This window comes from Pelobacter seleniigenes DSM 18267 (assembly GCF_000711225.1).
Classification (GTDB): domain Bacteria; phylum Desulfobacterota; class Desulfuromonadia; order Desulfuromonadales; family Geopsychrobacteraceae; genus Seleniibacterium; species Seleniibacterium seleniigenes.
Genome location: NZ_JOMG01000002.1, coordinates 184,561 through 207,904 on the forward strand (window position 1 = coordinate 184,561; position 23,344 = coordinate 207,904).

General features: G+C 53.2%; 22 protein-coding genes and 2 pseudogenes. 15 read left to right on the plus strand and 9 right to left on the minus strand.

Annotated elements, in window-relative coordinates; translation table 11 throughout:
• Positions 1-12: 12 nt before the first annotated feature.
• Positions 13-2,694, minus strand: a complete 2,682-nt coding sequence (gene polA, locus N909_RS0103460; RefSeq protein WP_029911456.1) for a DNA polymerase I — start codon at positions 2,692-2,694, stop codon at positions 13-15.
• Between the two features lie 911 nt (positions 2,695-3,605).
• Between polA and lon the strand changes: the two genes are divergently transcribed.
• The 3 genes from lon (at position 3,606) to N909_RS24355 (ending at position 6,838) form a co-directional block, all read left to right on the plus strand.
• Positions 3,606-6,035, plus strand: coding sequence for an endopeptidase La (gene lon / locus N909_RS0103470; RefSeq protein ID WP_029911459.1), 2,430 nt, complete (start codon positions 3,606-3,608; stop codon positions 6,033-6,035).
• 14 nt (positions 6,036-6,049) lie between these two features.
• Positions 6,050-6,286, plus strand: a complete 237-nt coding sequence (locus N909_RS0103475) for a hypothetical protein (RefSeq protein WP_245613567.1) — start codon at positions 6,050-6,052, stop codon at positions 6,284-6,286.
• A 210-nt stretch (positions 6,287-6,496) separates the two neighbouring features.
• Positions 6,497-6,838 (plus strand): hypothetical protein, encoded by a 342-nt coding sequence (locus N909_RS24355; protein WP_051689492.1) that lies wholly within the window; start codon positions 6,497-6,499, stop codon positions 6,836-6,838.
• Positions 6,839-6,879: 41 nt separating this feature from the next.
• Here the strand turns inward: N909_RS24355 and N909_RS0103485 are convergent, their stop codons facing one another.
• On the minus strand, positions 6,880-7,815 hold the full coding sequence (locus N909_RS0103485) for a L,D-transpeptidase family protein (protein ID WP_029911474.1): 936 nt from the start codon (positions 7,813-7,815) through the stop codon (positions 6,880-6,882).
• Positions 7,816-8,477: 662 nt separating this feature from the next.
• Here N909_RS0103485 and N909_RS0103490 point away from each other — a divergent pair.
• On the plus strand, positions 8,478-9,758 hold the full coding sequence (locus N909_RS0103490) for a hypothetical protein (RefSeq protein WP_029911477.1): 1,281 nt from the start codon (positions 8,478-8,480) through the stop codon (positions 9,756-9,758).
• Between the two features lie 19 nt (positions 9,759-9,777).
• Here N909_RS0103490 and N909_RS0103495 read toward each other — a convergent pair whose 3' ends face one another.
• On the minus strand, positions 9,778-10,302 hold the full coding sequence (locus N909_RS0103495) for a hypothetical protein (protein ID WP_211253915.1): 525 nt from the start codon (positions 10,300-10,302) through the stop codon (positions 9,778-9,780).
• A gap of 525 nt (positions 10,303-10,827) precedes the next feature.
• Positions 10,828-11,868, minus strand: a complete 1,041-nt coding sequence (locus N909_RS0103500) for an MBL fold metallo-hydrolase (RefSeq protein ID WP_051689493.1) — start codon at positions 11,866-11,868, stop codon at positions 10,828-10,830.
• Positions 11,869-12,255: 387 nt separating this feature from the next.
• Here N909_RS0103500 and N909_RS26130 point away from each other — a divergent pair, with 387 nt between their 5' ends.
• The gene (locus tag N909_RS26130) at positions 12,256-12,573 is read left to right on the plus strand and encodes a transposase (RefSeq protein ID WP_051689494.1); all 318 of its coding nucleotides are present in this window, start codon (positions 12,256-12,258) and stop codon (positions 12,571-12,573) included.
• A gap of 218 nt (positions 12,574-12,791) precedes the next feature.
• Here N909_RS26130 and N909_RS0103510 read toward each other — a convergent pair whose 3' ends face one another.
• Positions 12,792-13,271, minus strand: coding sequence for an Lrp/AsnC family transcriptional regulator (locus N909_RS0103510; RefSeq protein ID WP_029911487.1), 480 nt, complete (start codon positions 13,269-13,271; stop codon positions 12,792-12,794).
• A gap of 165 nt (positions 13,272-13,436) precedes the next feature.
• On the opposite strand from N909_RS0103510, the gene N909_RS0103515 reads away from it, so the two are divergent.
• The gene (locus N909_RS0103515; protein WP_029911490.1) at positions 13,437-14,480 is read left to right on the plus strand and encodes a zinc-dependent alcohol dehydrogenase family protein; all 1,044 of its coding nucleotides are present in this window, start codon (positions 13,437-13,439) and stop codon (positions 14,478-14,480) included.
• 485 nt (positions 14,481-14,965) lie between these two features.
• Positions 14,966-15,880, plus strand: a complete 915-nt coding sequence (locus tag N909_RS0103520; protein ID WP_029911493.1) for a DMT family transporter — start codon at positions 14,966-14,968, stop codon at positions 15,878-15,880.
• 449 nt (positions 15,881-16,329) lie between these two features.
• Here the strand turns inward: N909_RS0103520 and N909_RS25895 are convergent, their stop codons facing one another.
• Positions 16,330-16,566 (minus strand): hypothetical protein, encoded by a 237-nt coding sequence (locus tag N909_RS25895; RefSeq protein WP_162179105.1) that lies wholly within the window; start codon positions 16,564-16,566, stop codon positions 16,330-16,332.
• Positions 16,567-16,749: 183 nt separating this feature from the next.
• Between N909_RS25895 and N909_RS26465 the strand changes: the two are divergent.
• From N909_RS26465 to N909_RS25540, 7 genes and pseudogenes are all read left to right on the plus strand, one after another.
• A pseudogene (locus tag N909_RS26465) lies at positions 16,750-16,854 on the plus strand (penicillin-insensitive murein endopeptidase); the annotation flags it as partial.
• 110 nt (positions 16,855-16,964) lie between these two features.
• Positions 16,965-17,450: a GNAT family N-acetyltransferase gene (locus tag N909_RS0103530; protein WP_029911499.1), complete on the plus strand. Its 486-nt coding sequence runs from the start codon at positions 16,965-16,967 to the stop codon at positions 17,448-17,450.
• Positions 17,451-17,497: 47 nt separating this feature from the next.
• Positions 17,498-17,845, plus strand: a complete 348-nt coding sequence (locus tag N909_RS25990) for a glutathione S-transferase family protein (RefSeq protein WP_211253916.1) — start codon at positions 17,498-17,500, stop codon at positions 17,843-17,845.
• A gap of 18 nt (positions 17,846-17,863) precedes the next feature.
• A pseudogene (locus tag N909_RS25995) lies at positions 17,864-18,136 on the plus strand (glutathione S-transferase family protein); the annotation flags it as partial.
• A gap of 36 nt (positions 18,137-18,172) precedes the next feature.
• On the plus strand, positions 18,173-18,454 hold the full coding sequence (locus N909_RS0103540; protein ID WP_029911502.1) for a DUF3781 domain-containing protein: 282 nt from the start codon (positions 18,173-18,175) through the stop codon (positions 18,452-18,454).
• Between the two features lie 401 nt (positions 18,455-18,855).
• The gene (gene trpS / locus N909_RS0103545) at positions 18,856-19,821 is read left to right on the plus strand and encodes a tryptophan--tRNA ligase (protein ID WP_029911505.1); all 966 of its coding nucleotides are present in this window, start codon (positions 18,856-18,858) and stop codon (positions 19,819-19,821) included.
• 71 nt (positions 19,822-19,892) lie between these two features.
• Positions 19,893-20,069, plus strand: a complete 177-nt coding sequence (locus N909_RS25540; RefSeq protein ID WP_155005854.1) for a hypothetical protein — start codon at positions 19,893-19,895, stop codon at positions 20,067-20,069.
• Here the strand turns inward: N909_RS25540 and N909_RS0103555 are convergent.
• On the minus strand, positions 20,057-20,251 hold the full coding sequence (locus tag N909_RS0103555) for a hypothetical protein (RefSeq protein WP_029911508.1): 195 nt from the start codon (positions 20,249-20,251) through the stop codon (positions 20,057-20,059). The genes N909_RS25540 and N909_RS0103555 overlap by 13 nt on opposite strands.
• A 58-nt stretch (positions 20,252-20,309) precedes the next feature.
• Between N909_RS0103555 and N909_RS0103560 the strand changes: the two genes are divergently transcribed.
• The gene (locus tag N909_RS0103560; RefSeq protein WP_029911511.1) at positions 20,310-20,540 is read left to right on the plus strand and encodes a DUF2835 family protein; all 231 of its coding nucleotides are present in this window, start codon (positions 20,310-20,312) and stop codon (positions 20,538-20,540) included.
• Positions 20,541-20,744: 204 nt separating this feature from the next.
• On the opposite strand, the gene N909_RS0103565 is transcribed toward N909_RS0103560, so the two are convergent.
• Both N909_RS0103565 and N909_RS0103570 read right to left on the minus strand, forming a co-directional pair.
• Positions 20,745-22,001: a M48 family metallopeptidase gene (locus tag N909_RS0103565; protein ID WP_029911514.1), complete on the minus strand. Its 1,257-nt coding sequence runs from the start codon at positions 21,999-22,001 to the stop codon at positions 20,745-20,747.
• 5 nt (positions 22,002-22,006) lie between these two features.
• Positions 22,007-23,224, minus strand: a complete 1,218-nt coding sequence (locus N909_RS0103570) for a peptidase U32 family protein (RefSeq protein WP_029911517.1) — start codon at positions 23,222-23,224, stop codon at positions 22,007-22,009.
• Between the last annotated feature and the right edge of the window lie 120 nt (positions 23,225-23,344).

Sequence of the window (23,344 nt, forward strand, 5' to 3'; positions counted from 1 at the left end):
TATAAGGCCGGATCAGTGAGCCTGCGCCCAGTTCGCGCCCGAGCCGAGATCAACCCGCAGCGGCAGGTCGAGGGAAACGGCCCCTTCCATCTCCGCGCGAATCAGCTCACAGACCGCCTCAAGCTCGGCGGCCGGGGCTTCGAAGACCAGTTCATCGTGGACCTGCAGCAGCATGCGGCACTGCAGCTGCTCGGCGCGCAGCCTCCGGTCGATATTGACCATGGCCACCTTGATGATATCCGCGGCGCTGCCCTGAATCGGGTAATTGATGGCGTTGCGTTCGGCGTAACTGCGCACCGCGCCGTTTTTGCTGTTGATCTCGGGAATGGCGCAGTGCCGCCCGAGCAGGGTGGTCACATACTGATGCTCACGAGCCTCGGTCTTCTTGTCTTCCAGGTATTGCAGCACGGCCGGGTAACGTTCGAAATAATGATCGATGAATTGCTGGGCTTCGGCCCGGCTGATGCCCAGGTCCTTGCCCAGGCTGAACGCGCCCATGCCGTAGAGCACACCGAAGTTGATGGTCTTGGCCTGACGGCGCATTTCGTCAGTGACCATTTCCGGAAAGACATTGAAGATCTCCCCGGCGGTACGCTTGTGGATATCCTCGCCCGCGGCAAAGCTCTCCTTAAGTCCGGCCACATCGGCCATGTGCGCCATGACCCGCAGTTCGACCTGGGAATAGTCGGCCGAAATCAGCACCCAGTCCTGCTCCGGGATGAAGGCTTCCCGGATGCGCCGCCCCTCGGTAGTCCGAATCGGGATATTCTGCAGGTTGGGATCGCTCGACGAGAGCCGCCCGGTGGCCGTGACGGTCTGGTTGAAGGAGGTGTGCAACCGCCCGGTGGCCGGGTTGATCAGCTTCGGCAAGGCATCGGAATAGGTATTCTTGAGCTTGCTCAGCGAGCGGTAATCGAGGATCTTCGCAGCGATCTCGTGATCATGGGCCAGAGCGGTCAGCACCTCCACATTGGTCGACCAGCCGGTCTTGGTCTTCTTCCCTTTCGGCAGGCTGAGCTTTTCAAACAGCACCTCGCCGAGTTGCTTGGGCGAATTAATGTTGAACGGGCCGCCGGCCAGGGCGTGAATTTCCTTTTCCAGGTCGACCAGTTTCTCGCCCATTTCCCCGGAGAGTCCACCCAGAAATTCCGCATCGATGCGGATGCCGCTCCATTCCATCCGGGTCAACACCGCGACCAGAGGCATCTCGACTTCGTAAAAGAGCTTGTGCGGCGCCCCTTCCGGCAGCTCGGCGAGGAGTTTTTCCGCCAGCTGCAGGGTGATATCGGCATCTTCGGCGGCATACACCGTGGCCCGTTCCACCTCCACTTCGCTGAAGCAGATCTGCTTCTTGCCCGTGCCGGTCATTTCGGAATAGGGGATCATCCGATGGTTCAGGTGTTCCAGGGCCAGGGCATCCAGACCGTGGGATTTGGCTTCCGGGTAGATGACGTAGGAGAGGACCATGGTGTCGATCTCCACCCCGGCCAGCTCCACGCCGGCATTGAGCAGCACCAGGGCATCGTACTTGATGTTCTGTCCGACCTTTTTACAGGCGTCGTCCTCCAGCAACGGCCGCAGCCGCTCCAGCACCAGGGACTGCTCCAATTGGTCAGGCACGCCCAGGTAGCGATGGCCGACCGGAACGTACCAGCCGTGGTTGGCGCGGACCGCAAAGGACAGTCCGACCAGTTCCGCCTGAACCGCATTGAGGCTGGTGGTTTCGGTATCGATGGCAAAACGTTTGGCCTGGCGCAGCTCCGCAATCAGCTCATCCAGATCGGCCTCGCTGAGCACGGTCCGGTAATCGGCATCCACTTCGGCACGCTGCGGCAGGGCCGCAAACTCCTGGGCCAATTTATTGAACTCGAACTTGCGGAACAGCTCTTCCAGGGCCTCCCGGTTCGGTTCGCCCAGGGCCAGTTCCTCGGCGCTCAGGTTAATATCCAGATCGTAAACCAGGTCGGCCAGCTTGCGCGACAGCCGCGCCTGGTCGGCGAACTCGCGCAGGTTCTCCTGGCGTTTCTTCCCTTTCACCTGATCGATATTGGCCAACAGGTTGTCAATGCTGCCAAACTCCTGGATCAATCCGGCGGCGGTCTTTTCGCCGATCCCCGGCACCCCCGGAATATTGTCGGAGCTGTCACCGGCCAGGCCGAGGACCTCCAGCACCTGCTCCGGCGGTACGCCGAAGCGTTCGATCACTTCCTGGCGCCCGGAGATCTTCCCTTTCATGGTATCGAGCAGGCGGACCTCGTCGCTGACGATCTGCATCAGGTCTTTGTCCCCGGTGACCACGGTCACCGCGAATCCCTGCTCGGCATAGCGTTTGGCCAACGTGGCGATGATATCGTCCGCCTCGTAGCCGGACAGCTCCAGCGCGGGCAGGTTGAAGGCCCGCACCACATCCTTGATCTGCGGAATCTGCGGGATCAGGTCATCGGGCATGGCCGCCCGGTTGGCCTTGTATTCGGGATACAGCTCTTTCCGAAAAGTCGGGCCTTTGCTGTCGAAGATCACCGCAATATGGTCGGGTTGCTGGTCGCGCAGCAGGGTCAGCAGCATATTGGTAAAGCCGTAGACCGCGTTGGTCGCCTCCCCTTTGGAATTGGAGAGATGGCGAATAGCAAAATAAGCCCGATAGATATAGGATGAGCCGTCAACCAGGTAGACCTGTTCTTTTTTTTCCGTCATGTGGATAAATGCCTTTCTCGGTTTCAATTTGCTGAATTATTCCACAGCCAGGACGAAAACAGAAGCAGCTTTATCCTTCGGCCGGGAAACGGGAAAAGGAAGGGCTGGACGGCCGGAGCCAGGCGTGGGATGCTGGGGAGAAGCTGGCCGGGTTTGCGCAACCACCTTGAAACGGGAAGATTGCAACAGGGGAAAAAAATGACCGGGAAACTTTTTCCGGGGCTGCAAATCTTGACAAGTAAAGTTTGATATTATTATCTTTTCAATTGCTTAGCTTGTTTTCAGCCGGCAACGGCCCTTTTTCACTGTGGCGGCGTCAAGCAGCGGGCTTACTTGTGCAGCGTATAGCACTACGCTTCCGCGCAAGCCCTTGATTTTCTGGCCAAAGCAAAAAATTGCTCGTTGCCAATCTGAAAACGAAAAGGTTGCCTGCCAAGGTTTCCGCAGGCAACACGCTGGTTTTCAGCCGGCAACGGCTCTTTTCACTGTGGTCACGTCAATCAACGGACTGACTTGGGCAGCGTAAAACACTACGCTTCAGCGCAAGCCCTTGATGTCCTGGCTACAGCAAAAAATTGCTCGTTGCCAATCTGAAAACGAAAAGGTTGCCTGCCAAGGTTTCCGCAGGCAACACGCTGGTTTTCAACCGGCAACGGCTCTTTTCACTGTGGTCACGTCAATCAACGGACTGACTTGGGCAGCGTAAAACACTACGCTTCCGCGCAAGCCTTTGATGTCCTGGCCACAGCAAAAAATTGCTCGTTGCCAATCTGAAAACGAAACGGTTGCCTGCCAAGGTTTCCGCAGGCAACACGCTAAACGGAGCAATAACGAGAACGACTGATTTTTCAGTCAGGAGGGCTTCCGCGAATGCCCCCTCCCAGCCTCGATTCCGAAGGGAGATATAGTCAATGCATGATAATTTTGAAGACCACGATGACTCGATTGAATATGAGATAGAAGTTGAGACCGATGCCGATGTCCACGCCGTGCCCGATGACGGCCTGGTCCTGGCCCGGGATTTTCTGCCCTCCCGCCTGCCGCTGATTCCGTTGCGCCCGCGGCCGGCTTTTCCCGGCGTCATCATTCCGCTGACTGTCAACGGTGAAGCCCGGGTCCGCACCATCAAGCAGGCCATGGAAACCGAATCCCAGTCCATCGGCCTGGTTATGGTCCAGGATCTGGAAGACGACGACTCCACCACCAACCTGCAGAAGGTCGGGGTGGCGGCCAAGATTCTCAAGCTGATCCACACCGAAAAGGACAGCGCCCATGTGCTGGTCAACAGCCTGGAACGCTTCAGCATCGACGATGTGCTGGAGATCAACGATGTCATCTTTGCCGATGTCACCTATTTCCTGAGTCCGGCCTACACCAATAACCCGGAGTTGAAAGCCTATTCCATGGCGATCATCTCGACTCTCAAAGAGCTGGTCCAGATCAACCCTCTCTATTCCGAGGAGATCAAACTGTTCCTTGGCCGCTCCAGCATGGACGACCCGGCCCGGCTCACCGACTTTGCCGCCAACCTGACCAACGCCGACGGCTTCGAACTGCAGGAGGTACTGGAAACCTTCGATATCCACCGCCGCATCGACAAGGTCCTGGTGCTACTGAAAAAGGAGCTCGAGGTCTCGCGGCTGCAGACCAAAATTTCCCAGCAGATCGAGGAAAAGATCTCCAAGCAGCAGCGCGAGTTCTTTTTGCGTGAGCAGTTCAAAGCGATCAAGAAGGAGCTGGGGCTGGAAAAAGAGGGCAAAACCTCGGAGATCGAAAAATTCCAGCAACGCCTCAAAAACCTGACCCTGAACGACGAGGCCCAGAAGGCGGTCGATGAAGAAATCCAGAAGCTGCAGCTCATTGAACCTTCGTCACCGGAATATACGGTCAGCCGCAACTATCTCGATTGGCTGACCGTCCTCCCCTGGGGCAAATTCAGCAAGGACTCCTACGACCTGAAACGGGCCCGCCGGGTCCTTGACCGCGACCACTACGGACTCGAAGACGTCAAGGAGCGGATTCTCGAGTTCATCGCCGTCGGCAAGATGAAAGGCGATATCTCCGGCTCCATCCTCTGCCTGGTCGGACCGCCCGGGGTCGGCAAGACCTCTATCGGCAAAAGCATCGCCGACGCTTTAAAGCGGAAATTTTACCGGTTCTCCGTCGGCGGCATGCGCGACGAAGCGGAAATCAAGGGGCACCGCCGGACCTATATCGGCGCCATGCCGGGCAAAGCCATCCAGGCCATGAAAAGCGCCGGCACCGCCAACCCGGTGCTGATGCTCGACGAAATCGACAAGATCGGTGCCTCCTTCCAGGGCGATCCGGCTTCGGCCCTGCTTGAAGTGCTCGACCCGGAACAGAACGGCGCTTTCCGCGATCACTACCTGGACGTCCCCTTTGACCTGTCCAACGTGCTGTTCATCGCCACCGCCAACCAGCTCGACACCATCCCGGCGCCGTTGCTCGACCGGATGGAAGTGATTCGCCTGTCCGGCTATATCCTCGAAGAGAAACTCGAGATCGCCCGCCGCTACCTGGTGCCCAAGGCCCTCAAGAGCCACGGTTTGAACAGGTCCCAGGTCAGCATCAACAAATCGGCCCTGGCCGATATCGTCGATCGCTATGCCCGCGAGGCCGGGGTGCGGGGGCTGGAGAACAAGATCAAGAAGATCATGCGCAAGGCGACCATGGCCTTCGCCGAAGGCCGTACCGACAAACTCACCGTCACCAAGAAGGAGGTGGAGGACTACCTGAGCAAACCGGTCTTCGGTGACGAAGAGCTGATCAAGGACGCCCCGGGCGTGGTCACCGGCCTGGCCTGGACCCGCATGGGCGGCGCCACCCTGCAGATCGAAGCCACCTCCATGACCAGCAAGAACAAAGGCTTCAAGCAGACCGGTCAGCTCGGCAAGGTCATGGTGGAAAGCTCGGAGATCGCCTACTCCTATGTCATGGGACATTTGCAGGACTACCAGATCGATGCAGACTATTTCGACAGCCATTTCATCCACCTGCACGTCCCGGCCGGGGCCACTCCAAAAGACGGCCCCTCAGCCGGGATCACCATGACCACAGCCCTGCTGTCGATGATCCTCAACAAATCGGTCAGACGCAAGCTGGGCATGACCGGGGAACTGTCCCTGACCGGCCGGGTGCTGCCCATCGGCGGGGTTAAGGAAAAAACCATTGCGGCCCGGCGGGCCGGTTTGAAAGCCCTGATTTTCCCCAATGAAAATAAAAAGGATTATGAAGATTTGCCAGCCTACCTCAGAGAGGGGCTGGAGGTTCACTTTGTCAAGGAATACCCCGAGGTATTCAAAATCGCGTTTTCAGCCTGACTTTTAACAGAGAAATGGAGTTTACCGTAGTGACCGTCGAAGAATTAAAATCAGCCGTACTGGCCTTGCCCATAGCAGAGAAAAAAAGCTTCATCCTTGAAGCCCTGCCGGAACTGTCCCGCGAAGTCATGCAGGAGCCCGGCTTCATGATGCAGCTGTTCCCGGTGCTGCTGCAAATCCTCAAGGAAAGCGGCATGGACCTGCAGCAGCTGCTGCAACTCGCCTCGATGATGAACCAGCAACAACAGTAGGCAGTGAGTGGGTTGTTGAACAACCGCCTGCTCAGCCCATAAAGTGGGCAATCACCAGCATGTGAAAAGGTTCCGGGAGGGACTTTTTCGACAACTTAGCAAAGGGCGCGTAGGGTTTCCGCGCCCTTTATTCTTGCCCAGGTGATTGACTTCCGGGCGTGGGATGATAGAACTTTCATAAACCATGTCAACTCATTAAAGGAGGTCTCAATGAAACGAATAGGACTTTTTCTGGGTACCGCCGGGTTAGGGATGTTACTGATGTCCGGCTGTGTCGCCAAACTTTCCGAAAGCGATCAGGCCAAGCTGGACCAGGCGGTCAGCGCCGCTGAAAGCGCCCGTCAATCGGCCGGCATGTCCGCTGATCGCGCGGAAGCAGCCGCCAAACGCGCTGAAAGCGCCGCAGGCAAAGCGGAAGCAGCAGCAACGTCGGCCATGTCCTCTGCCGACAAGGCAGACAGCGCCGCCAAACGCGCCGAAGCCTCTGCCGCCAGGGCTGAAGCCAGCGCTGACAAAGCTGCCAGAGCGTTTGAAATGTCCCAGCAAAAATAGTCATACCTCGCAAGCGGGACCGGCACAGTGCCGGTCCCGGTTCATTTCAGTTCCGCAACAGGCACAGGGATTCCCTGGGCCTGTTCGATTGCCTGCCTGATCAGCGTCATATCGAGTTCCCCTTGCCAACCCAGCGCGCTGGCGCGTTTCAACATCTCCGCCACGCTCCAGTCGCCCCGTTTCAGGTAGTCGGGGTGCGCTTCCAGCAACAGGCGATTGTCCTTGATCGCCAGCTTGATCGGCCGATAGATGATCTTCACCGGAGTCCCCCGTCCGACCCGCCCGGCCAGGTCATCGATATCCCCCGGATACAGCCGGATACAGCCATGACTGACCCGCCGCCCGACCCCGTAAGGGCGATTGGTCCCGTGAATCCCGTAACCCGGCAAAGACAACCCCAGCCAGTGCGTTCCCAGCGGGTTATCCGGCCCAGCAGCAATCACGTTCGGCGTATCCGGTTCTTCGGCGCGGATGGTCTCCGGCCGGGTCCAGCTCGGGTTGGCAATGCTGGAGATAATGCGGAACTCCCCTTCCGGGGTCTGCCACCCTTCCCGCCCCAGGCCAATGGGGTAAATCCTCACCCGCTGCTCAGCGCCATCCTTCTCAATCAAATAGAGTCGATATTCAGCCAGATTGATGGTAATCCCCAACGGCAGATCCGCCGGGACAATGGTTGCGTATGGCAGGGTCAACTCGGTCCCGAAACGCGGTTGCCACTCATCCACTCCCGGGTTGGCGTTAACCAGGGCATTGAACCCAAGGCCCGCCCGCCGAGCGATCTCCATCAACGTTTCGTCCCAGCCGATCACATAGGGCTTGTTGGTGCCCACCACAACACTCTGCCGCGGCAGCTGCAACAAGCCCGCATCCTCCAGCCGGGGAGACAAAGCCCAGCCCGAGGTCGGGAACTGCAGCAGTACCAGGGTGACGCAAACCAGGAGCAGAGAAAAAACACGATGCGTGAATTGACATGACATGAAAAATTCGTTCCTTAACAGGCAGCAAGTGGGGCATAAAAAATCAAACAGTTTAAATGTTTACACCACCTGCCCGAGGTTTTCAATCGTCCCTCTCACTTCTTTATTGCCCCCTATAGTTAGGGGCCACCCAGGTATTTTGGATGGCAATTGTTAAGTTTTCAGTTTAAGAACGAGTGGTTTTACGTTGTGGCAAGAAAATCAAGGACTTGCGCGGAGGCGGAAACCGTTACACCACACAAGTAAGACCGCAGATTAACGCCGCGACAAAGAAAAAGAGCCGTAAATTTAACTAAGCCGGATGCTAATTTGTCTATAAATTTTACGATTATTTCTTAAACTACACGAAGCCAAAAGGCTTAGAAAACTAGGAAGTGTCCCGGGTTTCGCCGTCTTTATGGCAAGATACCTCCTCACCTAGAGGGTTATTTTCCCCGAAACCCCTACTGTTGACTTGTCCGATTTTCAGGAAGGAGGCCAATTCGGTTGCGCTGTAATCCCGACTACGGGAAATCTTATGTGGTTTTTTATATACTATTTGGTAGCATTGAGAAAAAAATGGTGTTTTGTTGGGCCGGATTGCCCACCACGTCAGCCTTGCAATATGGGTTTTGAGTGCTTGTAGCAATATTCATTAAAGGCCCACAGACAGGATTTACAGCATGTCAACAGCAACACACAACTCTCGGAACGAATTCACCGGATACCTTATTTTTCTAAGTGCCGCCACTTTTCTCATCGGTCAAATCACCCCGTTGCCATATTGGGTTCCCGCTCTTTGCGCCTGGCTTGTTGTGCTGATCAGTTTTCCAACCATGAAGTCCGCAGCTCGCAAACAGACCCTGATTCTGTCTGGCCTGGGTGCCATTCTGATTTTTTGGGCTTTTATCAGAAAAACATCGATAAACTGGCAGGTGGCCTGTGGTGGGAACCTGCCTTTGCTGACGATGTTTGTTGCTGTCTCATTTTTGGCGCTGACCAACCCTGATTCGAGTCAGGATCAGCTCTTGAAGGGGAAAAGGGGAATTATCAGCAATTTGCTGACTTGTCATCTGATCGGATCCGTGATTAATATTTCTATAATTTTCATCGTTGGAGACCGCCTTTCACAAAAACGGCAACTGAGTCCAGCCCAGGCTTTAACGATGATGCGTGGTTTAGCCGGCGCCGCTTTCTGGTCGCCGTTTTTTGTCGCCGCAGGGGTTGCCCTTATTTATGCCCCTGGATCTCAGTGGAGCCACAGCGTTGTCCCTGGCTTGGTCTTGGCGTGTCTGCTTGGCATTGTCAGCGCTATTGATGCTTATCTCCGGGATGGCGATGAATTCGAAGGCTATCCATTACAATATGACAGTCTCTTTATCCCCGTCCTGCTGGCGACAACTGTCATGCTCTGTCATTTGTTGCTTCCAAATGTCCACATCCTTACCCTGATCAGCCTGATTGCTCCGATCGGAGCGCTGTTATTCATGAGAGAGCGACCGCGGTTACGACAGAGTGTTTTGTTCATTCGTGAACGTCTGGCAAATATCTCCAGCCAGTTCGCAATATTTCTGGCAGCAGGTGTGTTTTCGTCCGGGGTTGTTGCTATCATCCAAAGTTATCCGGATACCCTGTCCCTGCATATTGATCACTTTTCTCCGCTGTTATTCATGGCCTTTAGTGGATTCATGATTATTATCGCATTGGTAGGCGTCCATCCGGTTGCCAGTATCGCCCTGGTCAGTCCTTTCCTCGTTCCCCTGGGAATTAACCCCAATCAGCTTGCTTTTTTGTTTCTAAGCGCTTATGGGATTGGAATAGGTGCGAGCCCCCTGTCTGGAGTTGGCTTGCTCATGAGTAGTCGTTACAATGTCAGCAGTTCAACCATTCTTCAGGTTAATCGATACTACATTGTGATTATCTGGTTACTTTCTGGCGTAGTGAACCTGCTTTGGTTCTCCTGACAAGGAAGGCACCGGGACACTAGTGCCAATGCTGCCTCACCGATCCTGGCGTCGCGGACGAGTTCTCCCGCTGGTGGGCTAAGCGTTTTGTGAACAATCGGAGAAAAACGCCCGTTCCGACTCCCCATGCACCATTGATCAGAAATGCCGTGGCCAGCAGGTGCGGGCTCCAGCCGCCACCCATCGGCCGACCCTTGAGGGGAAGCACGATCAGAAGCGCCACCAGTGATGGCAATACGGCCCCAAACAGGAACGAAGTTACCCAGTAGCCGCTGTGGCCGGGAAACCGGACTTCGACGAAACCGAACAGAATCCCCCACACACCGCCCCAGAATGCCAGGGAGAAAAGGGCCGGCACCCCAAACGGAAGTGTCGCCGCCATCGAGAATGGGGCGAAGGGGGCAATACCGGCCTGCCACAGGAGCCACAGAGCCAGCTGGTGAAAAATAAGGGTCGCAAGGAAACCAGCGGCGAAGGAGTAAAGGATTCGTGGAACAGAGTTAAGATGACTTTGCTTGTTGCTCATGACATCAAGACCTCGCATGCTTTGCGCCTCAGACGACGCGGATGCTCCTTCAGCAACACATAGTAGATCGCAATAGTCAGGTATTCATCATAACACAAATCCGGTTGTGTTTTCCTGGCCAGGAAAAACCAGGAATATTCCCGAATGGCGCTCGTTTAAGCAACTTCGCAGTAAACTCGGGACTGTCCCCAGGGGCATCGGGGGGCTGTCCCAAGAGTTTGCGAGCCATGAAACTGTAGGGGTTAGCACCGCAAAGACCTGGGACAGCCCCCGTGCGGGGACAGTCCCGGTTTTGCTGCCATCTGCTCTTAAACTAGCGCCATTCGGAATACTCCCCCTATTTGTTGAATTCCCTCTCCGGCGTCTACCACTCATCCCATCCCAGGCCAATAGGGTAAATCCTCACCCACCTCCCTATAACTAAATTGACCATCTAAAAAAGCCGATTCTCTATGGCGAATCGGCTTTCAATAAATCTAAGCTATCGGTCTGTCTTTAAAAATTATCCCAAAATGGATTTATGAGCAAACCTGAGGCACACCACTACAGAGGTGTCTCCATCATATAAGAGACCTTCCCTGAGGGACGTTTAGACAGCTTATACCATACATGCGTTTCAGGATTAGGGAAATTTGTACCTGGCACTAAGTCGGCCAGATCAGACGTGAATTTGTCCATAAGGTCAACACTGAATTTTTCATGATGTCCCGGGATAGCGACTCTAGGGTTGATTGATGCGACATATCCTGCAATCAGATCCGGAAGTGGTGCGCTTCTGTCCCCGTAATAAATACCATCAGTCCCAATATTGACGGCTGCCATCTGATAAATCATCAGATCAGGTTCAGTCCCAACATAATTGTACATTCTCGGATCTAATTTATACTGACCGCCGACTATCAGGATAACAAATCCATCGTTCGTAGTAATTCTGAAATTGAAATACTCTGTCGTTCCTTCATTCCAGAAAAGGTAAGCAAGTGGATCATCTGCTGACCTTCCGTCATTAAGGTCGGCGGGATAGCTTGTTTTGATTTTCTTAGTATGAGAAGCCCTGAAAGTTTCTAATGTAAAATCTGGAAAAACGAGATAGTCATAATTTTCAAAAGGTTGAAAGTTAATGTTCCTGGCTTCAACACCAAAATTGTAAAAAAATGAATTCACTCCTCCTGCAGGAATAATAAAATAGGCTGCAGGATTTCTCTCGAGAAGATACCTAAAATCGTTTGTATGATCAAAATGATTATGGCTAAATATTACGTAATCAGTCCCTTTTGTTATTTCAGGATCTGCTGCTGTTTTAGAGTCAGAATATACTGTATAATTATATTCATTACTGGATACATTTTTGTAGTATGGGTCAATTATAATACTCTTCCCATTAGGGAGAATGATTTCTCCAAAAGCATATCCATTCCACTTATAATAGATACTTGTTGCTTTAGGTTTTGGTTTTTCATATCCTTGATTGTGCTCACATTTATTGTTGAAGCCCCATTTATTGTGTGAGTCTGCGTAGGTTGTTGATGTCATCAAGCATGCCAACAAAATCAATAACAGTGGTAACCAAGCTTTTTTTTTCATTTTTTCCTCCCGTTAAATAAGATTTTGATCTTGTGCTACTCGATTGATTGGTAGCCAACCCATGGCCCCAATGTCGTCCTCCCAAAGTGTATTTTTCATATTTAATCACTCATACTTAAACCAGGGGTTTACCATGATTACCCTCGAACTGTCTTTTTCGGGAAAATATTCCCATCTCTACCAAGACACTAAATAAATCATCGTTTTAAACGATAATCAGGAGAGAGTATTCTGTAAATCTTTAGAAACTAAAATTTTATTTTGTTCTTATTGTTTTTTTTGAAACTTATTAGAATCGAAAAAACTAAGGAAAAAACTAGAAAAAAAATAGGGGCACTGCCCCTATTTATTCATTGCATTTCTTCCGCGCCCCACTATCCTTTCCTTATGCCCAGAATCGCACGCATCGTCGCTCCCGGATATCCACATCATCTCACCCAACGCGGGAATAACTGCGCAACGGTCTTTTTTGATGATCCAGACCGCCAGGCATATCTTGGCCTGCTGACTAAATGCAGCAAAGCATTTGCTTTGCAAATCTGGGCCTATTGCTTGATGGATAACCATGTCCATCTACTGGCCGTTCCGGAAAAAGAACAGTCACTGGCCCGCGGGATCGGCTTGATCAATCAGGTCTATACCCAATATCTTAACCGCAAGTTGGTCCAGAGCGGTCGAATCTGGCAAAATTGCTTCTTTTCGTGACTCGCCGAAAACGGCTAATACCTCTGGACCGTCGCCCGCTATATTGAACGTAACCCGGTCAAAAGCGGACTGGTTTAAAATGTCGAGGAGTGTCGCTGGTCCAGTGCCAGAGCACACTTGACGACAGCCGATGATGTGTTATTACACAAACCATCCTGGCTGAAAGAAATAGACGCAGCAAAATACGCAGCATTTATTCTGGAGAAGGATTGTCAAAATCAGTCGTTGGAACACTCGGTAAGTGGTAGCCGATTTGATGACTTCAATTCCCGTAATGATAAATTTGAACGAATACTCGAAATGCCCGGTAGTTTTCTCAATATTTGATCGACGAATCGGCTGTAATCATCCAGATCCCTAGCAACGACCTGTAGCAAGTAATCAGCCTCACCAGTCGTGTTGTGACAAGCGAGAACATTAGGGCAGGACTGGATGGTTTTTTCAAAGGCCGCTGTGACATCTTCGTCATGCTGTGTGCAGGAGAGCTGCACGAAGGATAGAACACCAAATCCTAATTCGCGGCGATTCAAGTTTGCCTGATAACCTTCAATTAAACCTTCTGCCTCCAACCGTTTCAACCGTTTCCAACAAGGGGCCTCGCTCAGTGAGATCTGCTCAGCCAATTTGGCATTGGACAGCCTTCCGTCAAGCTGCAGACGATCAAGAATACGAGAGTCTATTTTGTCAAACTTTTTCATCAGGAATGATTCTTTCTGTTTGTGTTTTTTTTGAGAAAGGATATTTCACAAAAAGCTATTTCTCAAGAAAAAAAGAAAAGTTAATTTCCGCCTGTTTCATCTATATTGAGAGCCTAGTGTCCTGTTCGGTTAGTTCTATAGTCCAATTCTGGAAAGGAACCTAAGATGAAGGCAATGATCTACGAATCTTTTTCGACTGCACCGAGAATCAAGTCCGTTCCCGACCCGATACCAGAAAGCCACGGGGTCGTTGTCAAGGTAATGGCAACAGGCGTATGTCGAAGTGACTGGCATGGTTGGATGGGGCATGATCCTGATATCGTATTGCCCCACGTTCCGGGCCATGAGTTGGCCGGCGTCATTACAGCCATAGGCAAAGACGTTAAAAAATGGACCGCTGGTGATCGTGTAACAGTGCCTTTTGTTTGTGGTTGCAACAGCTGTCCGGAATGCGCTTCAGGGAATCAGCAGGTTTGCGATCATCAGTTTCAACCAGGGTTTACTCATTGGGGTTCCTTCGCTGAATATGTCTCTCTTCACCATGCTGATTCTAATCTTGTGGCTTTGCCGGAATCGATCGATTTCGCAACTGCCGCAAGCTTGGGCTGTCGTTTCGTCACATCCTTTCGTGCCGTCGTAGATCAGGGAAATGTGACAGCCGGGCAATGGGTTGCAGTTCATGGATGTGGCGGTGTTGGTCTTTCTGCAATCATGATTGCCAATGCCCTGGGAGCTAATGTCGTGGCTGTTGATATTGCAGATGATAAACTTTCGCTAGCCGAATCATTAGGTGCTGTTGTCGCTGTGAATGCCCGCACATGTACGAATGTCGTTGAGGCTATCCGGGAAAGTACCAAAGGTGGCGTTCATGTCTCGATTGATGCCCTTGGCCACCCTGATACCTGTTTCAATTCCATCGGCAATTTGAGGAAGCGTGGGAAGCATATTCAGGTTGGACTGATGCTGGCAGGGCACAGTACGCCAAAAATACCGATGAGTCAGGTCATTGCCAATGAGCTTGAAATCTATGGTAGCCACGGGATGCAAGCTCATCGTTATGATGACATGCTAGAAATGATCCGAACTGGCAAACTAGCCCCTGAGAAATTAATCGGCGAAACCATTAATTTAGACCAAGGGATTGATGCGTTGATGAATATGAATAAGTTTGAAGCCAAGGGGGTGACGGTGATCACCGAGTTTTGTTGATTTGGTTTTATGCTTGCGGCGGTGACCAAAAAAATCTAAATCTCAAGACTGGTAAATTTCATGGCGAATACCCCTGGAAATTTCCGGGGGCATTTCTTTTCAAAATTTAGCAGAATTGGAGGGATCTGAGATTTTACCGTGCCAAAACTGTTTCCCAGATATTTGACCCAGGCCTCTAGTCAGAGAAACCAGAGACATCCTATTCATTGCATTTCTTCCGCGACACACTATCCTTTCATTAGGGCCAGAATCGCACGCATTGTCGTTCCTGGATATCCACTTTATGTCGCCCAACGCGGGAATAACCGCTCAAATGTCTTTTTTGAAGATCAAAACCGCCAAACATATCTTGATCTACTGACCGTTCCGGAAAAAGAATAGTCCCTGGCCCGCCCACCCAGGTTGGTCAAGGAGGCCCGAAAGACATTCACCCCAATTCAGATATTGCCCCTGGCGCAACCCACTGGACAATGAAGGACCGACTCATGCAGCCAAGCAAAAGTCTCATCACCAGGATGACCGGCACATCCTCTGCCACCAAGGCATACGTTGCCTTGCTGCTGACCATAATAACCTGGGCCCTGGTGCCGGCCTTTCTCAAGCAACTGCTTGCGGTCCTCAGCCCCACGGAACTCTCTTTTATCCGCTTTTTCTTTGCCGGAGCAGTTATGCTGGCCTGGATACTTCCGGGTCACTACAAAGAAGTGCTCGATCTCTTTCGTGACGACTGGCGGCTGATGTTGCTCTGCACATTGTGCGGCCCGCTGATGGCAATGGTCTGTTTCAATTTTGGTCTGAACAAGCTGACCGTCGGTACCGCCGCGGTATTCACGGCCATCGAACCGGTGTGTACCTACCTGTTCGCCGTGTTACTCGGTCAGGAGCGTTGGAAGGCCGGGCGCATGGTCAGTATCCTGGTCGCTCTGGCTGGTATCGTCCTGGTCATTCTATCACGCGAGAGTTTCGGCGTCGGCTATTGGCTCAGCTTGTTGCTGGTCACTCTTTCGCCGATTATCTGGGCAGCGAACAATATCATCACCAAGGAGCTGGCTAAACGGCATGCGGCCATGGTTATGGTTGCGGTTTCCTTTTTTCTCAGTTCTTTGCTGTTGCTGCCAACTCTGTCCGCTGACCTGCCAGCCAAATTGGCCAACATGCCCCCGGCACTGTGGCTGATACTCGGCTACACTGTGCTCTGTAATATCTTTGGCTTCACCTTATGGTACTGGAGCCTGAAACATCTACCGTCCTCCACAGTGGCTCTCTCCTTGTATTTGTTGCCGGTTCTCTCAGTCGCCGCGGGGATACTGCTGCTTGGTGAAAGTTTGTCGTTCCTGAAAGGAATCGGAATCCTGACGGTGATGTTAGGGCTCTATTTAACGAATGTTCGCTTTCGTTGAGGCAGGTTCTCCAGGCATAAAAATAGGGATCAAGTCTGTCCTTGGCTTTTGAAGAACTCATTGGGCGTTCCCTTATGTCCAGCTCGATATTGAACTCTTTTCTAGCCACGCTGATATCCTCGGCCGATCTTTGACCAACATCGCGCACTTCAGCATAATTCCAAACCCAGCCTTAACAAATGGAACCGCATAAATACACAGTTCTGGCGTGCAGACCAGGGAATAATAAAATGCATAAAAGCACATGTTTTTCCCAAAAAGAGGAGCATAAAGTCCAACTATCAACAACTTCATGAAAACACCGACCTGTTGAAATAAGCACAACAATCCACGAATACTACAAAACCGTATCGGGCCATTTTTCGGGAGGAAGATGCCTGGCACCCTCCCCAGAGAAAGGACAACTGTTTATGAATGCAAAAGGGTTGACAATCATCCTCCTGACAATCTCATTGGCATTGGGTAGTGGACTGACTGCTTTTGCCATGGGGGGCGGCGGAAACGGCGGTGGTGGCAATGGCGGCGGTGGAAACGGTGGTGGCGGTAATGGCAGCAGCGAACATGGCGGTGGCATGGGGAGTGATATGAGTGACACTATGGGAAGCGGTATGAGTGACACGGCAACCCAAAACATGACCAGTCACACGACCCAGCACACTGCAGGGACAGCATCTGGACAAAGCCATAAAAACACAACCGGACAAAAGGCCGGCAGTTCCACTCAGACACCCAATAACCAAACAGGACATGCACAGGGTCAGCAAAACACCTCAGGTTCCTGATCCAAATTCATGTCCAGCACCAGGGTTTCCCCCGATCCTGCGTTTGTTGGAAAGAGCCACCCGGAATAAACTCCGGGTGGCCTCAAATCAGAGTATCTAAAACAGAACCTTGAATTTTCCAAAAAACGTTCCTGGGTAAGACACGACGAGCACTATCATGTTGACTTTGCAGTCGATTGTCAGAAAATGTAGATTCACTCCGCACAGATCGTGCGGTGCAACTTTCACGTGGCAGACCTATCAGGTCGAAGTCAATCCGGATCAGGCGTGCAATACAGACTCCTTGGACATCTGGACATCAAATGAGCATCCACATCAAACAAGCCACTGCCTCTGATGCACCGATCATTGCGTCCTTCGCCAAAGCCCTGACCGATGAAATCATCGTCAAAACTGGCGCGCGACATTTCAACGTCAACATTACTGAGACAACGGAACTGTGCCGCGCCCTGATCGAACAGGGGAACTATACTGTTTTCCTTGCCATCTCCAGTGATGCGGAGCTTCCGATTGGTTTCGCGACTCTCTGTGAAAGTCATGCGCTTTACGCCGAAGGGACCTTTGGGATTATTCAGGAATGCTATATCCAGCCGGAATTTCGGTCTCAACAGGTGGGTTCCATGCTCCTGAAAAAGGTCGCAGAGCATGCTCAATCCCTCGGCTGGAAACGCCTGGAGCTTTGCACACCGCCACTGCCCGAGTTTGCCAGAACCGTCAATTTTTATGCGGAGAATGGCTTTGAGGCGACCGGTGGCCGAAAAATGAAATTGGTTCTAGAAAGGACCTGATCCGTCGATTTTTTTCGACAAGCAGTTCGTGAGCAAGGAGACGCATTATGAAATTATATGGTCGATCGACCTCTCTCAATGTCCAAAAAGTCTTATGGTTCCTGGAAGAATTGGGCCTTGGCTATGAGCATATCGAATTGGGTGGAAAGTTCGGCGGGTTAGATACCGAAGAGTTTTCCAGACTCAACCCCATGAAGAAAGTTCCGGTTTTGATCGACGGCGATCACGTCATCTGGGAATCCCACACCATTTTACGCTATCTGGCCGCCAGTTACGGAGATGAGACATGGTACCCGGCGAGCCCTTATCGGCGGTCCTTATACGAACGCTGGATGGATTGGGCTCAATTACTCCTGCAACCGGCCTTCATGGGGACATTTGGAGCCTATTATTGAACACCGCCGCCGAAAAGAGATATGGCCGCAGTCAACAATGAGCTGCAAAAATGCCTGGAGTATTTAAACTGCATTGAACAGGAATTGAATCATGCACAATATCTGGCCGGAGACTCGATAACTCTTGCGGATATCTGTGCCGGTGCGGTTCTTTACCGGTTAACTTCCCAGGGATTGGCCGTCCCCCTGCCGCCAAATGTCTCGCTCTGGTATCAAAGACTGCAGCAACGTCCGGGCTATCGGCAGTGGGTCATGAGTGATTTCAGTGAGCTAAAAGCCCGGGAAAACTAATTGGCGGCCATCTGCCGCAATAGGACATACAACCAAATGCACGAAGACCTCAATCTATTCATAGCAGAGCGGTTTAAAAACACGGAATTAGGCTTTTTAAGAATCAAAAAAAATCTTGGCATCCTCAATTATTCAGATGAGGCCACAGAGAGATTCTTGAAAGAGATCATTCTCGCAACCCCTGTTGAAAAGATCGCAAAGCAAGGCAAAAACTATTATTTCACCTGCGTAAAGTTTAATGCGCTCTTAACCGTCAACTCCCATAGTTTTACCGTCATCACCGCTAAAAAGATCGTCCAGAGGCTAGCCTCACAGTGAGGAGAGGAAAATCCAGAGCTGGCGGTTCTCCTTCCTCCTTGACGGGGGAAGGTCGGGATGGGGGTGTTGCCCGGAACGCAAATCAAACCCGGTGAACTCCGGCAAGCGCCTGTTCATCACATTTTCTATTTGCATTACCAGTATTTTTTGTTACCGTCCTCAGCGTGTTTCTCCCCTTCACCCTTCTTGAACACTGACAGAAGCGGCTGCAGCAATCCGTGAGCGGTTAAAAGAGAACGAAGTGGCCCAATGACGAAGCACAATGTAAACCGGCAGCTGTCGGCCGGCATCAATTGACAGCAGCGAACCAAATATCCAACTATTTTCAATAAGCACCTCAAATTCACGGCGGACAGAATCCTTTTCTGCCCCCTGCGTTATGGAAACACAGGAGATTTCACATGCGTATCCTATCCGGTATCCAACCCTCAGGTTCCCTTCATCTGGGAAATTTCTTCGGCATGATGAAAAAAATGATCGAGTATCAGGAACAGGAAGAGCTGTTCTGCTTCATCGCCAACTACCACGCCATGACCAGCCTGTCCGACGGCAAGGTCCTGGCGAAGGGAACGCTTGAAGCGGCGGCAAACTTCCTTGCCCTGGGTCTTGATCCGGAGAAAAGTATCTTCTGGGTCCAGTCGGATGTCCCTGAAGTGCAGGAGCTGGCCTGGATTCTCTCCAACTTCACCCCCATGGGTCTGTTGGAACGCTGCCACAGCTATAAGGACAAGGTTGCCCAGGGGATCAAGCCTAACCACGGCCTGTTCGCCTATCCGGTGCTGATGGCGGCAGACATTCTGCTCTACCAGAGCGACAAGGTGCCGGTCGGCAAGGACCAGAAGCAGCACCTGGAGGTGGCCCGGGATATCGCCATCAAATACAACAACGAATACGGCGATGTCTTCACCCTCCCCGAGCCGGATATCGACGATGACCTGGCGACGATTCCCGGCCTGGACGGACGCAAGATGAGCAAGAGCTACGGCAACACCATCGAGCTGTTCCTGGAGGAAAAGGCCCTGCGCAAACAGGTGATGCGGATTGTCACCGATCCGACCCCGGTTGAGGAACCGAAGAACCCGGAGACCTGCAATATCTTCCAGATTTATCGGTTGTTCCTGGATGAGAATGGAGTTGCGGAGCTGCGCCGGCGCTACGAAACCCCGGGCCTGCGCTACGGGGATGTCAAACAGGAGCTGTTTGAGACGATCCGCGACTTTTTCGCCCCCTACGCGGAAAAGCGCAAGGAACTGCTCGACAATCCTGACGAAATCCGCAAAATCCTTGCGGCCGGGGCGGACAAAGCCCGTTACGTGGCTCTTAAAACCCTGCGCAAAGCCCGCAAGAAAGGCGGCCTGATCTACTGAACGGCGCTGTCGGTTTCCTGCTATAATGTTTTTTCAATGGTCAGCCAACGAAAAAACACCAGGAGGCGGGCATGTCAGTTCACAGACAATGGTTTTGCAGCTGTCGGGGGAAAAAACTTGAGCTGGTTACGGATCCCTATGTGGAAGAGGATTCGCTGGAGCCGACCTGTCCGCGCTGCGGGGCGTCACCCTCTTCGGACCCCAAGCGGACCATCAGCTATGTCGACCGTGAGGATCATACCGACTGAACCGATGGGTCGGCTTCCTCGCGAGTAAAGGTGACAAAGGCCATCCCGGGCCGGCGATTGGCTTCGCGCATGGCAAAGTGCATGCCCTCGAACTGCCAGCCCTGAGCGGTCCAGGTATTGAGGATGTCTTCCAGGCTCTGGTCGTCCACCTGGCTGGTTTCAACAACTTTGTAGATCAACATCTCTGCGTTACTCCCATTTGCCAAGGGTTGCCGTCAGCCCGGGGCCGTAAAAGACACCATGAGCAACGGCGAAAAACATTTTTATTTCCGTTTGCGGCTGAGCCAGTCCCAGTACTTGCGCTATTACCAGGGACAGACCAGCAGTATCCAGGTCACCACTGAATGCGGGAAAAAGCTGCGCTTTCCCGCGTCCAGACTCCGCCCCTTCCTGACCAAGAACGGCATTGAGGGGCGTTTTGTCCTCACCATCGGTCAGGACAACCGTTTTGTCAACATGCAACAACTCTGACCGATGCTATCCAACTCATCAGCAACCCACATTGCATTATTCTGACAGTTTTGCTAAAGTATAAGTCAAGGCAACAAACATTAGGCGCGTTGACTTTCCCCTCCTGGTTAACGCGCCATTTTTTGTGTTCCGTCACCCCTCTTTTGCGACTTCAATGTCCCCCGCTTTTTCAGATCAGCTTCCGGTCAGTAACCAGCAGCGCTTTCAACCCTGAGCAGAGTCTTCGGCCACCAGTGCTTCCAGCTGCTGGACTCGTTCCACCAGTGGCGGGTGGGAAAAATAGAACGCTGCATAAAGGGGATGGGGAAACAGGCTGCTGAGGTTTTCCCGGGCCAGCTTGACCAGCCCGCTGGCCAGTTCCCGCCCGCTACCGGTCAGGTTGACGGCAAAGCGGTCGGCCTGGCGCTCATGACGGCGCGACCACCAACTGCTTAAGGGGGTCCACAGAAAGCCGAGCTGGCCGGCGAGCCACCCCAACAAAATTACCTGGGCATAGAAGGACAGCTCGGCGCTGCCGAACCAGCCCGGCAACCAACCGCCCCGCAGCAGGGTAAAACCGAGCCAGCAACTCAGTAGCGCAATGAGCAAGCTCTTGATCAAGCGGCTGCGTAGATGTCCGTGCCGCCAGTGGCCCAGTTCATGGGCGAGGACGGCGAGCAGCTCGCGATCTTCCAGCTGTTCCAGCAGGGTGTCGAATAATACCACCCGTTTGACTTTACCGATGCCGGTGAAATAGGCGTTGCTGTGGCCGCTGCGTTTGGAAGCATCGACCTGCAGGACCTTGCCGGCGCGCACGCCCGCTTTGGCCAGCAGGTTGCGGACCTCATCTTCCAGATCGGCGTGCTGCAACGGGGTAAATTTGAAGAACAGGGGTTCAATCAGATAAGGCGATACAAACAGCAGAAACAGGGAGACCAGCGCCCAGAAGCCCCAGACCCAGAGCCACCAGCTGGTGGGTGCCAGCTTGATCAGCCAGAGCGCCCCGGACGCCAGGAGGAGAAACAGCACCGCCCCGACCAACAGGGATTTGAGCAGATCACTGCACCAGAGCTTGAAGCTCATCCGGTTGAAACCGAATTTTTCCTCAAGCACAAAATGACGATAGAGGGAAAACGGCAGCCCGAGCACCATCTGCACCAGGGCCAGCACGCCGAAAAAGAGCAGTCCCTGGCTGACAAAACCAGCGCCGGGCCGAGCAATCCATTGATCATACCAGGGGAGCAGGCCGCCGAACAGAAAGAGCAGGGTCAGGAGCATGCCGCAGCCGGCTTCGACAAAACCGAGCCGGTCGTTAGCCAGGGCATAGGCGTCGCTCTTGCACAACCGCTGTTCATCGATCTGGCCGACAAAGGCCGCCGGCAGGGGCTTGCGATTCTGCTGCCGATAACGCAGGTTGAGCCAATCGAGGAGAAAGCGAAAGGCGCTGCAGGCCAGATAAAGGATCAACAAGAGCATTCTCATGACGGTCACTCCGGCCGCTGGCGGCGAATCAGGTCACCGGGTTCGGCCCAGGACGGCAGTTCCAGCAACAGTTGGGAATTAGGTTGGCCAGCCGGGAGAACGGCTCCGTCGCGGCTGCGGATGAGTTCAGCGCGGAAGGTTTGCTGGCGCATCTGCGGGCCGAGCAATTCCAATTCATCCCCCTGCAGAAAGCGATTGCGCCCTTCCACCCAGAGACCCTGCTCATCCTCGCGGACAAAGCCGACAAAGTCATGGGTGCGAATGTAATGAGTGTCGGCGGCATGGATCTTGGCATCCTCATGACCGAACAGGAAGCCGGTATCATACGGACGATGGCTGACCTTTTCCAGTTCGCTGCGCCAGCGCGGATCGATATCACGCGGGTCGCGTACCAGCCGGTCGATGGCATCCCGGTAGACCCGCGCGGTGGTGGCGACATAATAGAGGCTCTTCATCCGCCCCTCAACCTTGAAGCTGTCGATGCCGGCGGCGATCAGCTCGGGAAGCTGCTCGACCAGGCAGAGATCGCGACTGTTCATCAGGTAGGTGCCCCGGGCATCCTCCTCGATGGCAAAGTGCTGGCCGGGGCGGGTTTCCTCCAGCAGGGAATATTCCCAGCGACAGGGCTGGGCACAGTCGCCGCGATTGGCGCTGCGCCCGAGCAGGGCCGTGGAGAGCAGGCAGCGGCCCGAATGGGCCACGCACATGGCGCCATGAACAAAACACTCCAGCTCCAACGCTGTCTGCCCGGCAAAGCTGCGGATATCGGCAAGGGTCAATTCCCGCGCCAGGTTGAGACGGCTGACTCCGTTTCTGCGCCAGAACTCGGCGGCCTGGGGGTTACAGCTGTTGACCTGGGTCGAAAGATGGATCGCGCGCCCCGGATCAACCTTCTGCACGCTCAGCAGCACCCCGGGATCGGCAATGATATAGGCATCCAACTCCAGGGGACGTAGCTCTTCCAGAAGCTCTTCGAGGCAAATCAGTTCCTCCGGCCGCAGGGAAGCGTTGAGAGTCAGATAGAGAGCGACCCCGGCCTGCCGGGTCAGAGCCCTGGCTTCACGCAGTTGTGCAATGCTGAAATTCCCCGCGTGGGCGCGCAGCCCGAAGGCCGAGGTGCCGAGATAAACGGCATCCGCCCCAAAGCGGATTGCGGTCTTCAGTTTTTCCATATCCCCGGCGGGCATCAGTAATTCCGGGTAGTCCCGAATCGCTTTCGACATCGATCTTCCTTACTCCTGCTTGGTCAGGCTGTTGCTTTCAAAATGACCGAGAATAGCACAGATCTCCGCTTCAGGTCAGGCCCTTTAGCAGACAACAGAAAAACCGCTGGCCAGTTAACG

What these genes read in the sequence shown, in the direction of transcription:
- N909_RS25990 (WP_211253916.1), top strand. Translation starts at nt 17,498, where the DNA reads ATGAAATTATATGGTCGATCGACCTCTCTCAATGTCCAAAAAGTCTTA.
- N909_RS25895 (WP_162179105.1), bottom strand. Translation starts at nt 16,566, where the DNA reads ATGGCTTTGTCCAGATGCTGTCCCTGCAGTGTGCTGGGTCGTGTGACT.
- N909_RS0103520 (WP_029911493.1), top strand. Translation starts at nt 14,966, where the DNA reads ATGCAGCCAAGCAAAAGTCTCATCACCAGGATGACCGGCACATCCTCT.
- N909_RS25540 (WP_155005854.1), top strand. Translation starts at nt 19,893, where the DNA reads ATGTCAGTTCACAGACAATGGTTTTGCAGCTGTCGGGGGAAAAAACTT.
- polA (WP_029911456.1), bottom strand. Translation starts at nt 2,694, where the DNA reads ATGACGGAAAAAAAAGAACAGGTCTACCTGGTTGACGGCTCATCCTAT.
- lon (WP_029911459.1), top strand. Translation starts at nt 3,606, where the DNA reads ATGCATGATAATTTTGAAGACCACGATGACTCGATTGAATATGAGATA.
- N909_RS0103495 (WP_211253915.1), bottom strand. Translation starts at nt 10,302, where the DNA reads ATGCGAGGTCTTGATGTCATGAGCAACAAGCAAAGTCATCTTAACTCT.
- N909_RS26130 (WP_051689494.1), top strand. Translation starts at nt 12,256, where the DNA reads ATGCCCAGAATCGCACGCATCGTCGCTCCCGGATATCCACATCATCTC.
- N909_RS0103560 (WP_029911511.1), top strand. Translation starts at nt 20,310, where the DNA reads ATGAGCAACGGCGAAAAACATTTTTATTTCCGTTTGCGGCTGAGCCAG.
- N909_RS0103540 (WP_029911502.1), top strand. Translation starts at nt 18,173, where the DNA reads ATGCACGAAGACCTCAATCTATTCATAGCAGAGCGGTTTAAAAACACG.
- N909_RS24355 (WP_051689492.1), top strand. Translation starts at nt 6,497, where the DNA reads ATGAAACGAATAGGACTTTTTCTGGGTACCGCCGGGTTAGGGATGTTA.
- N909_RS0103475 (WP_245613567.1), top strand. Translation starts at nt 6,050, where the DNA reads ATGGAGTTTACCGTAGTGACCGTCGAAGAATTAAAATCAGCCGTACTG.
- N909_RS0103510 (WP_029911487.1), bottom strand. Translation starts at nt 13,271, where the DNA reads ATGAAAAAGTTTGACAAAATAGACTCTCGTATTCTTGATCGTCTGCAG.
- N909_RS0103555 (WP_029911508.1), bottom strand. Translation starts at nt 20,251, where the DNA reads ATGTTGATCTACAAAGTTGTTGAAACCAGCCAGGTGGACGACCAGAGC.
- N909_RS0103500 (WP_051689493.1), bottom strand. Translation starts at nt 11,868, where the DNA reads ATGAAAAAAAAAGCTTGGTTACCACTGTTATTGATTTTGTTGGCATGC.
- N909_RS0103565 (WP_029911514.1), bottom strand. Translation starts at nt 22,001, where the DNA reads ATGAGAATGCTCTTGTTGATCCTTTATCTGGCCTGCAGCGCCTTTCGC.
- trpS (WP_029911505.1), top strand. Translation starts at nt 18,856, where the DNA reads ATGCGTATCCTATCCGGTATCCAACCCTCAGGTTCCCTTCATCTGGGA.
- N909_RS0103515 (WP_029911490.1), top strand. Translation starts at nt 13,437, where the DNA reads ATGAAGGCAATGATCTACGAATCTTTTTCGACTGCACCGAGAATCAAG.
- N909_RS0103530 (WP_029911499.1), top strand. Translation starts at nt 16,965, where the DNA reads ATGAGCATCCACATCAAACAAGCCACTGCCTCTGATGCACCGATCATT.
- N909_RS0103570 (WP_029911517.1), bottom strand. Translation starts at nt 23,224, where the DNA reads ATGTCGAAAGCGATTCGGGACTACCCGGAATTACTGATGCCCGCCGGG.
- N909_RS0103485 (WP_029911474.1), bottom strand. Translation starts at nt 7,815, where the DNA reads ATGTCATGTCAATTCACGCATCGTGTTTTTTCTCTGCTCCTGGTTTGC.
- N909_RS0103490 (WP_029911477.1), top strand. Translation starts at nt 8,478, where the DNA reads ATGTCAACAGCAACACACAACTCTCGGAACGAATTCACCGGATACCTT.